Source organism: Streptomyces armeniacus (assembly GCF_003355155.1).
GTDB classification, from domain to species: domain Bacteria; phylum Actinomycetota; class Actinomycetes; order Streptomycetales; family Streptomycetaceae; genus Streptomyces; species Streptomyces armeniacus.
Genome location: NZ_CP031320.1, coordinates 6492867 through 6505654 on the forward strand (window position 1 = coordinate 6492867; position 12788 = coordinate 6505654).

The window sequence follows — 12788 nt, forward strand, 5'->3', positions numbered from 1 at the left end:
GCGGGGGTGCGCGGGGACTCGTACGGACGTCCCTCGGGCGCCTTCCGTCACACGCTGCCGCCGGACGCTTTTGATACGTAATGGTGATCCCCGGGCACGGCCCGTACACCTCACCTTCTGTCATCGTTCTGGCATGGCTCAGCAAGCGACGCCGGACCGAGTGCCGGACCGGGAAGCCAAGTTGGGGCGACCGATGGGTGAACGCCAGTCGGTCCACGGGGTCGTACTGCTGCTGCCCGGCGGCGAAGCGCGGAGCGTACGCCGCCGGTCCGCGAGGTCCGTCGCGGCGGCCCTGCCGCTGGCCCGAAGACTGGCGCGCGCCGGTCAGGACGAGTCACTCGTGACACACCTCCTCCACTACCGCTACCGCGGCTGGAACGGCACCGCCGCGCACCCGGTCACGGACACCGAATGGGCCCTGGAGGAGGTCGTACGGCGCTACGGCGACGTGTCCGTCTGCCTCATAGGCACAGACGTCGGCGCCCGCGCCGCCCTGCGCGCCGGCGGACACCCCGCCGTCAACTCGGTGCTCGCCATCGCACCCTGGCTGCCCGACCCCGCCGACGAGCCGCGCGCGATCGAGGACGAACCCGTGGCCCAACTGGCGGGCCGCCGGGTGCTGCTGGTCCACGGCACGAACGACGGACGCAGCGACCCGGAGCTCTCGTACCGGCTGGCGGAGCGCGCCAAGAAGATCAACGCGGACGTCTGCCGCTTCGAGGTGCACTCCGACGGGCACGGCCTGCACCAGCACCGCGCGGAAGTCGCGGCCCTCGCCGAGGATTTCGTCCTCGGCACGCTGTGCGGCCGCGACTTCGCCCGCCCCCTGGCGGACGCGCTGGCGGCACCGCCGCCGCTGGGTCTGCGCATGCCGTTGGCGGCGGGCTTCGGCCGCACGCTGCCCCGCTGATGGGGGGGCGCGCGGCGCCCCCCATCGCCCGCGCGCTGCGCGCGCAACCAGCCCGTCCGGCACTCAGGCACGTACCCGCACAATCAAGCCCGTCCGGCGGTTGAGGACGGACCCCGGCCCGCCCCGGACCGCACCCGCGTACGACACCGTGAACGCCCACCAGCGACCACCGCACCGCCTGGGCCGAGGGCCGTCCTCAAACACCGGACGGGCTGGGTACGTGGCACACACAGACCGTCCCCAACCGCCCGGCGGGACAGGGATGGTGGGCCTGGAGGACCGCCCCAAGGGCCCGGCGGGGCTGCGCACAGGGGCCCGGCTCGGGTGGGTGGCGGGTGGGGCGCGGTTACTTCAGAAGGTGGCCCCGGCGGCCCAGCACGAAGCGTTTGAAGGACGCCACCGGCGCCGTGTCCGGATGCCCCCGCGCCCACGCGAGGCCGATCTCGCGAACGGCACGCGGCGCCGTGACCGTCAGTTCACGGACGCCCGGCCGCGGCATTGCCGGCGGCGGCAGGAGCGCGACGCCGAGGCCCGCCGCGACCAGTCCGCGGATCGTCTCCGCCTCCTCCCCCTCGAACGCGATACGCGGCCGGAACCCGGCCTCCGCGCACATGGATTCGAGGATGCGCCGCATGCCGTAGCCCCGTTCCAGGCTGACGAAGGGCTCGTCGGCGGCCTCCGCGAGGCGGATGCGTTTGCGGGCGGCCAGCGGGTGGTCGTCCGGTACGACCAGGCTCAGCCGTTGTTCGTCCAGGCGGCGGGCGACCAGGTCCGGGTCGTCGGGGTCCGGTACGGGCGAGGTGAGGCAGAGGTCGAGTTCGCCGGTACGCAGGCGTTCGAGCATCGCGTCGCCATACGTCTGCACCAACGCGAAGCGGACGCGCGGGTGTTCGGCGCGGAAGGCCCGGATGAGGCCGGGCACGGTCTCCCAGCCGAGGGTGTGCAGGAAGCCGAAGGCGACCTTGCCCGTGGCGGGGTCGGCGTCGGCGCGTACGGACTCGGCGGCCTGTTCGACGGCCGCGAGCGCGCGTTCCGCGGAGGCGAGGAACGTACGGCCGGCCGGGGTGAGGGAGACCGTACGGCCGCGGCGCGCGAAGAGGGCGACGCCGAGGTCGTCCTCGAGTCGGGTCACGGCGCGGCTCAGGGTGGACTGCGGCACGCCGAGTTCGTGCGCGGCACGCGTGACGTGCTCGTGCCGGGCGACGGCCACGAAGTGGGCGAGGCGCGGGGTGAGGGCGGTGCCCCAGTCGGATGTCACGTGACTGTCATTCTCGTTGCGGTGCGGTGACAGGGACAGCGGTGCGCTGGCGTGATGCGTCAGCGGAACGATTCTGGCACTTTTCCGCATTGGACGCATGAGGCGGACGCTCGTACGGTCGTGGGCATGCCTTCCGCTGATACCAAGGCGTCCACGTCCACCGGACCAGTGGGCGCCGTACCTGCCGACGCCGAGACGAGTCACAAGGCCGAGACCGCCGACGGCATCGGGCCCGGCGACACCGAGTCGACCAAGCTGCGGCCCGGCCAGGCCGGTTACCGCCGGATGAGCCTGGCACTCTTCGCCGCCGGACTCGCGGCCTTCGGGCTGCTCTACGCCACCCAGGCCCTGCTGCCCACCATCTCCGCCGACCTCGGCGTCACCGCCGACCAGGCGAGCTGGACGGTCTCCGGCGCCACGATCGGCCTGGCGGTGGCCGTTCTGCCGCTCAGCGCGCTCTCCGAACGCTTCGGGCGCCGCCGCATGATGGCCGTCTCGCTGACGGTGGCGGTGGCGCTCGCGCTGCTGCTCCCGTTCGCGCCGTCGCTGGGCTGGCTGATCGCCCTGCGGGTGGCACAGGGCGCGGCGATCGCGGGCATCCCGGCGTCCGCGATGGCGTTCCTCTCGGAGGAGGTACGGGCGAAGGCGCTGGTCGGCGCGGTCGGCCTGTTCGTGGCGGGCAACAGCATCGGCGGCATGTCCGGGCGCATCCTCACCGGCTGGGTGACCCAGGCGTGGGGCTGGCGTGCGGCGCTCGCGGCGGTGGGCATGACATCGCTGCTGTGCGCGGTGGCCTTCTGCGTACTCGCGCCCCGCGCGCGGCACTTCACACCGCAGGCGGCGAACCCGCGGGCGCTCGCCCGCACCGTACGGGGGCACCTCGCGAACTCGCTGCTGCTGCGCCTGTACGCGATCGGGCTGCTCTTCATGACCGTCTTCGGGGCGGTCTACACGGTGATCGGCTACCGGCTGGTCGGCGACTCGTTCGGGCTCTCCCAGGGGCTGGCCGGTTCGGTCTTCGTGATCTACCTCGTGGGCACGGCCTCCTCCGCCGCGGCCGGCCGGCTGACCGCGCGGCTGGGGCGGCGCGGCGCGCTGTACCTGGCGATCGGGACGGCGACCACGGGCCTGCTGCTGTCCCTGGCCGCCAGCCTCGCCGCGGTGATCGCCGGCCTGGTGCTGATCACGGCGGGCTTCTTCGCCGGCCACGTGGTCGCCTCCGGCGCGGTGAGCCGTACGGCCACGACGGGGCGCGCGCAGGCGGCGGCGCTCTACCAGATGTCGTACTACCTGGGCAGCTCGCTGGGGGGCGCGGTCGGCGCGCTCGCGTACCGTACGGCGGGCTGGGGCGCGACGGCGGTCTTCGCGCTCGGCGCGCTGGGGCTGGCGGCGTGCGTGACGCTCTACGCGACGCGGCGCGCGGCCCGCGACGCCAGCCTCTCTGGCAGCCCCAGTCCGTCCGGCGATTGAGGACGGGCCGAAGCGGCCACCGGACGGTGGATGGCCACACACCGACATGGCCACCGGCACGCCGTCCGTGGCCGAGGGCCGTCCTCGAACGCCGGACGGGCTGGATTGTGGCACTCGCGGCCGTCCTCGAACGCCGGACGGGCTGGATTCAGGCGATGCGGTCCAGGATCACCGGCGGCGGGGCCGTCGTCAGGGCGCCGATGTCGTACGCGTCGGTGAGGGCCGCCAGGGCGTAGTCGAACCTCTCCGGTGTGTCCGTGTGCAGGGTCAGCAGCGGCTGGCCCTCCGTGATCTCCTCGCCCGGCTTGGCGTGGAGTTCGATGCCCGCGCCCGCCTGCACGGGATCCTCCTTGCGGGCGCGGCCCGCGCCCAGCCGCCAGGCGGCGACGCCGACGGCATACGCGTCGAGGCGGGTGAGGGTGCCCGATGCCGGGGCCGGGATCATGTGCTGCTCGCGGGCGAGCGGCAGGGGCGCGTCGGGGTCGCCGCCCTGGGCGCTGATCATGCGGCGCCAGTGGTCCATCGCGGAACCGTCCGCGAGGGCCTTCGCCGGGTCGGCGTCGGGCAGGCCCGCGGCGTCGAGCATCTCGCGAGCCAGGGCCAGGGTGAGGTCGACGACGTCCTTGGGGCCGCCGCCCGCGAGGACGTGCAGGGACTCACGCACCTCCAGGGCATTGCCCGCGGTCAGGCCGAGCGGCGTGGACATGTCGGTGAGCAGCGCGACAGTACGTACACCGTGGTCGGTGCCGAGGCCGACCATGGTGGCGGCGAGTTCGCGGGCGTCCTCCAGGTTCTTCATGAACGCGCCGGAGCCGACCTTCACGTCGAGCACCAGGGAGCCGGTGCCCTCGGCGATCTTCTTGCTCATGATGGAGCTGGCGATCAGCGGGATGGACTCGACGGTCCCGGTGACGTCGCGCAGCGCGTACAGCTTCTTGTCCGCCGGAGCCAGGCTCTCGCCCGCCGCGCAGATGACGGCGCCGCCGGACTCCAGGATGCCCAGCATCTCCGGGGTGCTGAGCGAGGCCCGCCAGCCGGCGATGGACTCCAGCTTGTCGAGTGTGCCGCCGGTGTGCCCGAGGCCGCGGCCCGACAGCTGGGGTACGGCGGCGCCGCAGGCGGCGACCAGCGGGGCGAGCGGCAGCGTGATCTTGTCGCCGACGCCGCCCGTGGAGTGCTTGTCGGCGGTGGGCCGGGACAGCGGGGAGAAGTCCATGCGCTCGCCCGAGGCGATCATGGCCGCCGTCCAACGGGCGATCTCGGCGCGGGACATGCCGTTCAGCAGGATGGCCATCGCGAGGGCGGACATCTGCTCGTCGGCGACGTCGCCGCGCGTGTACGCGTCGACGACCCAGTCGATCTGGCCGTCGCTGAGCGGGTGGCCGTCGCGCTTGGCGCGGATGACGGAAATCGCGTCCATGGGACTCGGCTCCTTCGGTACGGAGGGGGCAGGGGCGGCGCGGTCAGGCGCGCGGCCCGGGCGGCGCGTACGCGCGGTGGGAGACGTACGCGCCGGTGGGAGACGTACGCGCCGGACGAGGGCGTACGCGCCGGACGCACGCACGGGCCGGAAGGCCCGGCGCTCAGCCGTCGCGGTCCTCACCGTCACGGTCCTCGAGGTCGAGGCCCTCGCGGTCCCCGCGCTCCTCCGCGAGGTCCGCCGCGCCGAACGCGTACGGCAGCAGCTCGGCCAGCGTCCGTACGCCGCCCGCCGTGTCGACCAGCATGCCCGGACCGCCGTGCTCCCACAGCAGCTGGCGGCAGCGGCCGCACGGCATGAGGCGTTCGCCGTGCCGGTCGCAGCAGGTGAACGCCGTGAGCCGGCCGCCGCCGGTGGCGTGCAGCGCGGACACGAGACCGCACTCGGCGCAGAGCGCGACGCCGTACGCCGCGTTCTCCACGTTGCAGCCCGCGACCGTACGGCCGTCGTCGACGAGGGCCGCCGCGCCGACGGGGAAGCCGGAGTAGGGGGCGTAGGCCCGGGACATCATGTCCCGGGCCCGGTCCCGCAGGCGGGCCCAGTCGACCTCCGGGCCGCCCGCGGGTTCGCTCGTGTGCGCGGGCGTCATGCGCCCTGGCCTCTGCGGTACGGCTTGCCGATGGTTTTCGGCACGCGTAGCCGCTGTGCGGCGAGGGACAGCACGAGCAGGGTGGTGATGTACGGGCTGGCCTCGACCAGTTCGAGCGGCACGGTGTCGGTGAGGGCGTACCAGGCCGCGGTCAGCACCGCGACAACCATGGCGACCGCGGCCGCCGTACGGGCCCCGCGCCGGTACTTCCACACCGCGTACCCGGCCAGCAGCAGCGCCGCAACGAGCAGCAGCGCGTGGATGGTCGGGCCGCCGCCGCGCAGCTGCGAGCCGTCCATGAAGCCGAACAGGCCCGCGCCCATGGCGACTCCGCCCGGCCGCCAGTTGCCGAAGATCATGGTGGCGAGGCCGACGTAGCCGCGGCCGCCGGTCTGGTTCTCCTGGTAGTGGTGCACGTACACCGCGAGGAACGCGCCGCCGAGCCCGGCGAGTGCGCCGGAGGTGATGACGGCGGCGTACTTGTACTTGTAGACGTTGACGCCCAGCGACTCGGCGGCGACCGGGCTTTCCCCGCAGGACCGCAGCCGCAGCCCGAACGGCGAGCGCCACAGCACGAAGAACGTGCCGACGAACAGCAGCACGGCCAGCAGCGTCACCCACGACACGTTGTCGCACCCGGCGCGCAGGATGCCCGCGGTGTCCGAGATCAGGAACCACTCGTGTTTCTCGATGGACGCCAGCCAGTCGGCCAGTCCGGGCACCGTGAACGTCGGCAGATCGTCGATCGGCGGCGACTGCTTGTCGTTGCCGCCCTGCGACGCGGCCTCGCTGCCCGGCGCGCCGAACCACAGCTTGGCGAGGAACTGGACCATGCCCAGCGCCAGGATGTTGACGGCGACACCGGACACGATGTGGTCCACACCGAAGGTGACGGTCGCGATGGCGTGGACGAGCCCGCCGAGCGCGCCGCCGAGGATGCCCGCGCCGACCGCGGCCCACGGCCCGTACTGCCAGCCGATCCAGCCGGCGGCGAAGGTGCCGAGCATCATCATGCCTTCGAGGCCGATGTTGATGATGCCCGCGCGTTCGGACCAGAGGCCGCCCAGGCCGGCCAGCCCGATGGGCACGGCCCAGCCCAGCGCGGCGCTGTACTGCCCGAAGCTGGTCAGGTCGTTGACGTCGGTGATGGCGCGCAGCGCGGACAGGAAGACCAGCCCGCCGGCGATGATCAGCAGCACCATCGGGTACGAGAGCTTCCGCCGCCCGGAACCGCCGGTGCCGGGCTTGTCCTTGCCTGCGCTGCTCAGCGAACTCTGGATCCTGGCAGTGATGTTCGTGCTCATGCGGACACCCCCGCCTTGTCGTTCGTGCCGTTGTCCCGTGCCTGCGCGGCGAGTTCCTCGCCGACCCTGCGCTGCTGCAGGCGGAGGCCGTAGCGCCGTACGAGTTCGTAGGCGATGACGACGCACAGCACGATGACGCCCTTCATCACCTCGATGATCTCCTGGGCGTAGCCCTCCAGTTCGAGCTGGCTGCCGGTCCGGTCCAGGAAGCCCCAGAGGAGCGCGGCGAAGGCCATGCCGAGGGCGTGGTTGCGGCCGAGCAGCGCGAGCGCAATGCCGGTGAAGCCGATGCCGGTGGGGAAGTCGTTGCCGTAGTTGTACGACTCGCCCAGCAGCGTCGGCATGCCGACCAGCCCGGCGGCCGCGCCGGACAGCACCATCGAGGTGAGCACCATGCGCTTGACGCTGACGCCGCTCGCCTCCGCCGCGGACTCGGACCGGCCGACGGCGCGCAGGTCGAAGCCGAAGCGGGTGCGGTTGATCACGAACCAGTAGACGGCGCCGACGAGCACGGCGACGACGATGAAGCCGCCGACCGGGTCCGGGTTGGTCGGGAACGTGAAGAAGTGGCTGGACTCCGGGATGTTCGGGGTGTGGAAGAGGTTGCCGTCCTTCTCCGCGAGCCGGCCTTCCTGCAGGAAGTACCCGATGAGGGAGCCCGCGGTGAAGTTCAGCATGATCGTGGTGATGACCTCGCTGACCCCGCGGGTGGTCTTCAGCACGCCGGCGATGCCGGACCAGATCGCGCCGACCGCCATCGCGACGATGATGATCACCGGGATCTGGAGGAAGCCGGGCAGCGTGAGCGCCCCGCCGACGACGGCGGCGAAGAACGCGGCGATGCGGTACTGCCCGTCGACCCCGATGTTGAAGAGGTTCATCCGGAAGCCGATGGCCACGGCCAGCGCCGAAAGGTAGTACGGGACGGCCTTGTTGATGATCCAGACCTGGCTGTCGCTCTTGGACCCGAACTCGATCATCACCTGGTAGGCGCGGAACGGGTCCTCGCCCGTGGCCGCGATGATCAGCGAGGTGATGACGAGCGCGGTGACGACGGCCAGCAGCGGCGCCGCGGCGGCGAGGATCAGCCTGTTCCTGTCGAACTTCACTGCCGGTCCCCTCCCCCGCCCTCGCCGCGTTCGCCGTCCTCCTGGTGCTCGCCGTCCTCGTGGTGTTCGAGGTGGCCGCTGGCGGCGCCGGTCATCGCGGAACCCAACTCCTCCGGGGTGATGGTGGCGGGATCCGCGTCCGCGACCAGCCGGCCGCGGTACATCACCCGCAGGGTGTCCGACAGGCCGATCAGCTCGTCCAGGTCCGCGGAGATCAGCAGCACCGCCAGCCCTTCGCGGCGCGCCTCGCGGATCTGGTCCCAGATCTGCGCCTGCGCGCCGACGTCGACGCCCCGGGTGGGGTGCGCGGCGATCAGCAGCTTCGGGTGGTGGCTCATCTCGCGGCCGACGATCAGCTTCTGCTGGTTGCCGCCGGACAGGCTGGCCGCGGTGACCTCGATGCCGGGCGTACGGACGTCGTAGTCAGCGACGATCCGCTCGGTGTCCGTACGGGCCGCCTTGAGGTCCAGGACCTGGCCGCGGCTGTTCGGGGTCTCGGTGACGTGGCCGAGCATCCGGTTCTCCCACAGGGGGGCCTCCAGCAGCAGCCCGTGCCGGTGCCGGTCCTCCGGGATGTAGCCGATGCCGTCCTCGCGGCGCCTGCGGGTGCTGCGGTGCGAGATGTCCTCGCCGTCCAGCGTGACGGTGCCGCGGTCCGGGTCCCGCATGCCCATCACGGCCTCGACCAGCTCCGCCTGGCCGTTGCCCTCGACGCCCGCGACGCCCAGCACCTCGCCCTTGCGGATCACCAGCGAGATGCCGTCCAGCACCGTGCGTACGGCGCCGTCGGTGTCGGTGGCGGACAGGTGCAGGCCGTCGACGGTGAGCATCGGGGTGTCCGTGACCGTCGACTCGCGGGTCTCGGGCGAGGGCAGCTCGCTGCCCACCATGAGCTCCGCGAGCTGCTTCGGCGTGGTCTCGGAGGGGTGCACGGACGCGACGGTCGTACCGCGCCGTATGACGGTGATGTCGTCGGCGACGGACAGCACCTCGCCCAGCTTGTGCGAGATGAAGATGACGGTCAGCCCCTCCGCCTTGAGCTCGCGGAGGTTGTCGAAGAGCGCCTCGACCTCCTGCGGCACGAGCACGGCGGTGGGCTCGTCGAGGATGAGCGTACGGGCGCCGCGGTAGAGGACCTTGAGGATCTCGACGCGCTGCCGGTCGGCGACGCCGAGGTCCTCGACGAGCACCTCCGGGCGTACGGCCAGGCCGTACGCGTCGGACAGCTCCTTGATCTTCTTACGGGCGCCGCCGCCGATGCCGTACAGCTTCTCGGCGCCGAGGACGACGTTCTCCTGCACCGTGAGGTTGTCGGCGAGCATGAAGTGCTGGTGCACCATGCCGATGCCGCGGGCGATGGCGTCGGCGGGACTGCCGAACGCCACCTTGTCGCCGTCCAGCACGATGGTGCCCTCGTCCGGCTGCTGCATGCCGTAGAGGATCTTCATGAGGGTCGACTTGCCGGCGCCGTTCTCACCGACGAGCGCGTGCACGGTGCCGCGCCGCACGGTGATGTCGATGTCGTGGTTGGCGACGACGCCCGGGAACCGTTTGGTGATGCCGTGGAGTTCGACGGCCGCCGCGCTGCCGCCGCCGGCCCCTGCGGCGCCGGCGGCGCCGGCTGCCGGCGAACCGCCTGTCGGCGGGCTGCTGCTGGAAGTGATGACGCACTCTCCTCGGGGATGAAGGAGCGGGTCGGCCTGGGACCGGCCGACCCGCTCCTTCATCCCCGAGGAGCGCTGTCCCTTATAACCAACTGACGCGTCCGCCGAGAGCGTGGGTGCAGACTACTGGTAGCCAGACCCATCCCCCCGCACACCCCGCCGCGCGGAGCCGAGGAGCCTGTATGCCCGGAAGTCCCCCTGCCAGCCGGCCCGCCGAGGCGCCGGAGGAGCCCGAACAGCCCGGCGCGCTGCGGATCGAGCGGCTGGAGGTGACGTACGGCCGCGCCGTACGGGCCCTGCGCGGCGTCGGGCTGACCGTCGCCGCGGGCAGCGTCGTCGCCCTGCTCGGCGCGAACGGCGCGGGCAAGAGCACCCTCCTGCGCGCCCTGTCCGGCACCCTGCGGCTGCACCACGGCGCGATCACGGGCGGCACGGCGCGTTACGACGGCCGCGCCCTGAACGGCACCGACCCGGTCGCCGCGCTGCGCGCCGGGATCGTCCAGGTGCCGGAGGGGCGGCGGGTGTTCGCCGGGATGACCGTGGCGGAGAACCTGCGGGCGGGCAGCCTGGGCCGGCGCGACCGCGGCACCGCCGGAATCCGGGCGGCGCGCGAGCGCGTGCACGGCCTGTTCCCGATGCTCGCCGAACGTTCCGGGCAGCGCGCCGGTCTGCTGTCCGGCGGCGAGCAGCAGATGCTGGCCATCGGCCGGGCGCTGATGGGCGCGCCGCGGCTGCTCCTGCTGGACGAGCCGTCGCTGGGCCTCGCGCCGATGATGGTCGAACGGATCGCGGGAGTCGTACGGGAGATCAACGCGCAGGGGACGTCCGTACTCCTCGTGGAGCAGAACGCCGCCATGGCGCTCGAACTGGCCGACCACGCCTACGTGCTGGACATCGGAGAGGTACGGCTGCACGGCCCCGCCGCCGAACTGGCCCGCACCGACGAGGTGAGCCGCCTGTACCTGGGGGACAGCGGGGAGGGCGAGGACGGCGAGGACAGCGGGGACGGCGATGAGGCCGAACCCGCCACCGCACACGCCCCGCACACACCACACGCCCCGCACCACCACCCGAACGGGCTGGTCGGATGACCGCCCGCACGGCCTCCACCGCCCCCGCCGCCGCCACCACGGGTACGACTTCCGCCCTGCACGTCGCGGACGTCACCGTCCGCTTCGCCGGCCTGGTGGCCCTGGACGGCGTCGGTTTCACCGTCGCGCCCGGCAGCATCCACGCGCTCATCGGCCCCAACGGCGCCGGCAAGTCCACCTGCTTCAACGTGCTGTCCGGCGTGTGCCGCCCCGCCCGCGGCACCGTGCGCTTCGGGGACGCCGAACTGACCCGGCTGGCGCCGCACCGCATCGCCGCACTCGGCGTCGCCCGCACCTTCCAGAACATCGTGATGACCAGGGGCACCGTCGCCGACAACCTGATGCTCGGCAGGCACGGCCTGTCCCGCGCGGGCTTCGCCGCGACCGCGCTGCGTCTGCCGCATGCCGTACGGGAGCAGCACGCCCAGCTGGAACGCGTACGGGAGATCGCCGAACTCACCGCCCTCGACGGGCTGTTCGACACCCCCGTCGAGCTGCTGTCGTACGGCGACCGGAAGCGCGTGGAGCTGGCGCGGGCGCTTTGCCTGGAGCCGCGGCTCCTGCTGCTGGACGAGCCGGTCGCGGGCATGAACGCGGCCGAGCGCGCCCGTACGGCCGCCACCGTCCGCTCCCTGCGCGAACGGCTCGGGCTGTCCGTCCTGCTGGTGGAGCACGACATGGGCCTGGTCATGAGGCTCGCCGACGAGGTGACCGTCCTGGACTTCGGCCGCCGGATCGCTGGCGGCACCCCGTACGAGGTCCGGCAGGACCCCGAGGTCCGCCGCGCGTATCTGGGGTCCTCGGGCGCGGTGGAGGACACGTCGGGCGAGGCCGAGGACCTGGAGTCCCCCGGCGGATCGGAGCGTTCCGTATGAACACGGCGATCGGCATCGTCCTGAACGGCCTCGCCCTCGGCTCGGTCTACGCCCTGGTGGCACTCGGCTTCGTGATCATCTTCAAGGCGTCCGGGGTCATGAACTTCGCCCACGGCTCGCTGCTCCTCCTCGGCGGCTACCTCATCGCCGTCCTCCACGAACGCGTCGGCTTCGCCGCCGCCCTCGCGCTCGCCGTCCTCGCGACCGCCCTCGTGGCCGGCGCCGTCGACCGGGTACTGCTGCGCCGTCTCGATCCGAACGCCGCCCACGTCCTGACGATCCTCACCATCGGCGTCGACATCCTCCTGATGACGGACCTGATGCGGCGCGTGGGCGGCGATCTGCTGCCGCTGGGCGATCCGTGGGGCGACGCGGTGACCACGTTCGGCGGGATCACCGTGGCGCAGAGCCGTATCGCCTCGATCCTCGTGTCGCTGGTGGTCATCGGCGCGATCTTCGCCGTCTTCCGCTTCACCCCCTGGGGCCTGTCCCTGCGGGCCGCGGCCGAGGACCGGGAGGCGGCGGCGCTGATGGGCGTGCGGCTGGCGCGCGTACGCACCCTCGCCTGGTGTCTGGCGGGCGCGCTGGCCGCGCTCGCCGCCGTCTTCCTGGTGGCGTTCCCGTCGCCGGGGCTGGAGCGTACGACCGGGCAGATCGCGCTGAAGGCATTCCCGGCGGCGATCCTCGGCGGGATGACGTCACCGCTCGGCGCGCTGCTCGGCAGCCTGCTGATCGGGGTCACGGAGGCGCTGGTCGCAGGCTACGAGTCCGAACTGAGCGCGCTGGGCGGGGGCTTCGGCGATGTCGCACCGTACGCCGTGATGGTGCTGGTCCTGCTGGTGCGGCCGAACGGGCTGCTGGGTGCGAAGGAGTCTGTACGTGTCTGACGACACCACCGCGGACGACACCACCGCGACCACCGCGGACGACACCGCCGCGGGCGAGCGGGCCGTACGGGCTGAACCGGCTGAACGGGCCGCAGGAGCCGAACGGGCCGAACGGGCCGGTGGCGTGGCACCACGGGTCTCCGACCGCACC

General features: G+C 72.6%; 11 protein-coding genes. 5 read left to right on the plus strand and 6 right to left on the minus strand.

Translation table 11 applies throughout. The features are described 5' to 3' along the window. The first annotated feature begins 133 nt into the window (after window positions 1-133). Complete coding sequence (locus tag DVA86_RS28270; RefSeq protein WP_208882531.1) at window positions 134-910, plus strand: alpha/beta hydrolase; 777 nt, start codon at window positions 134-136, stop codon at window positions 908-910. Between the two features lie 346 nt (window positions 911-1256). Here the strand turns inward: DVA86_RS28270 and DVA86_RS28275 are convergent, their stop codons facing one another. After that, the gene (locus tag DVA86_RS28275) at window positions 1257-2258 is read right to left on the minus strand and encodes a LysR family transcriptional regulator (RefSeq protein WP_222623378.1); all 1002 of its coding nucleotides are present in this window, start codon (window positions 2256-2258) and stop codon (window positions 1257-1259) included. Between the two features lie 36 nt (window positions 2259-2294). Here DVA86_RS28275 and DVA86_RS28280 point away from each other — a divergent pair, with 36 nt between their 5' ends. Next, window positions 2295-3638, plus strand: coding sequence for an MFS transporter (locus tag DVA86_RS28280; protein ID WP_208882535.1), 1344 nt, complete (start codon window positions 2295-2297; stop codon window positions 3636-3638). Window positions 3639-3786: 148 nt separating this feature from the next. On the opposite strand, the gene DVA86_RS28285 is transcribed toward DVA86_RS28280, so the two are convergent. From DVA86_RS28285 to DVA86_RS28305, 5 genes are all read right to left on the minus strand, one after another. Then, on the minus strand, window positions 3787-5058 hold the full coding sequence (locus DVA86_RS28285; RefSeq protein ID WP_208882537.1) for a thymidine phosphorylase: 1272 nt from the start codon (window positions 5056-5058) through the stop codon (window positions 3787-3789). Window positions 5059-5221: 163 nt separating this feature from the next. Further along, the gene (locus DVA86_RS28290; protein WP_208882539.1) at window positions 5222-5707 is read right to left on the minus strand and encodes a cytidine deaminase; all 486 of its coding nucleotides are present in this window, start codon (window positions 5705-5707) and stop codon (window positions 5222-5224) included. Beyond that, window positions 5704-7011 (minus strand): ABC transporter permease, encoded by a 1308-nt coding sequence (locus DVA86_RS28295; protein ID WP_208882541.1) that lies wholly within the window; start codon window positions 7009-7011, stop codon window positions 5704-5706. The genes DVA86_RS28290 and DVA86_RS28295 overlap by 4 nt, the downstream gene beginning before the upstream one ends. After that, window positions 7008-8120 carry an ABC transporter permease gene (locus DVA86_RS28300; RefSeq protein WP_208882543.1) on the minus strand — a complete coding sequence of 371 codons (1113 nt, stop codon included), beginning with the start codon at window positions 8118-8120 and terminating at the stop codon, window positions 7008-7010. The genes DVA86_RS28295 and DVA86_RS28300 overlap by 4 nt, the downstream gene beginning before the upstream one ends. Beyond that, the gene (locus DVA86_RS28305; protein ID WP_208882545.1) at window positions 8117-9847 is read right to left on the minus strand and encodes an ABC transporter ATP-binding protein; all 1731 of its coding nucleotides are present in this window, start codon (window positions 9845-9847) and stop codon (window positions 8117-8119) included. The genes DVA86_RS28300 and DVA86_RS28305 overlap by 4 nt, the downstream gene beginning before the upstream one ends. Window positions 9848-9966: 119 nt before the next feature. Between DVA86_RS28305 and DVA86_RS28310 the strand changes: the two genes are divergently transcribed. From DVA86_RS28310 to DVA86_RS28320, 3 genes are read left to right on the plus strand one after another with little or no spacing between them, the layout of a single operon-like run. Continuing rightward, on the plus strand, window positions 9967-10875 hold the full coding sequence (locus DVA86_RS28310; protein ID WP_208882547.1) for an ABC transporter ATP-binding protein: 909 nt from the start codon (window positions 9967-9969) through the stop codon (window positions 10873-10875). Continuing rightward, on the plus strand, window positions 10872-11750 hold the full coding sequence (locus tag DVA86_RS28315) for an ABC transporter ATP-binding protein (protein ID WP_208882549.1): 879 nt from the start codon (window positions 10872-10874) through the stop codon (window positions 11748-11750). The genes DVA86_RS28310 and DVA86_RS28315 overlap by 4 nt, the downstream gene beginning before the upstream one ends. Beyond that, window positions 11747-12637 carry a branched-chain amino acid ABC transporter permease gene (locus DVA86_RS28320; RefSeq protein WP_208882551.1) on the plus strand — a complete coding sequence of 297 codons (891 nt, stop codon included), beginning with the start codon at window positions 11747-11749 and terminating at the stop codon, window positions 12635-12637. Before DVA86_RS28315 ends, DVA86_RS28320 begins: the two co-directional genes overlap by 4 nt. Window positions 12638-12788 lie beyond the last annotated feature (151 nt).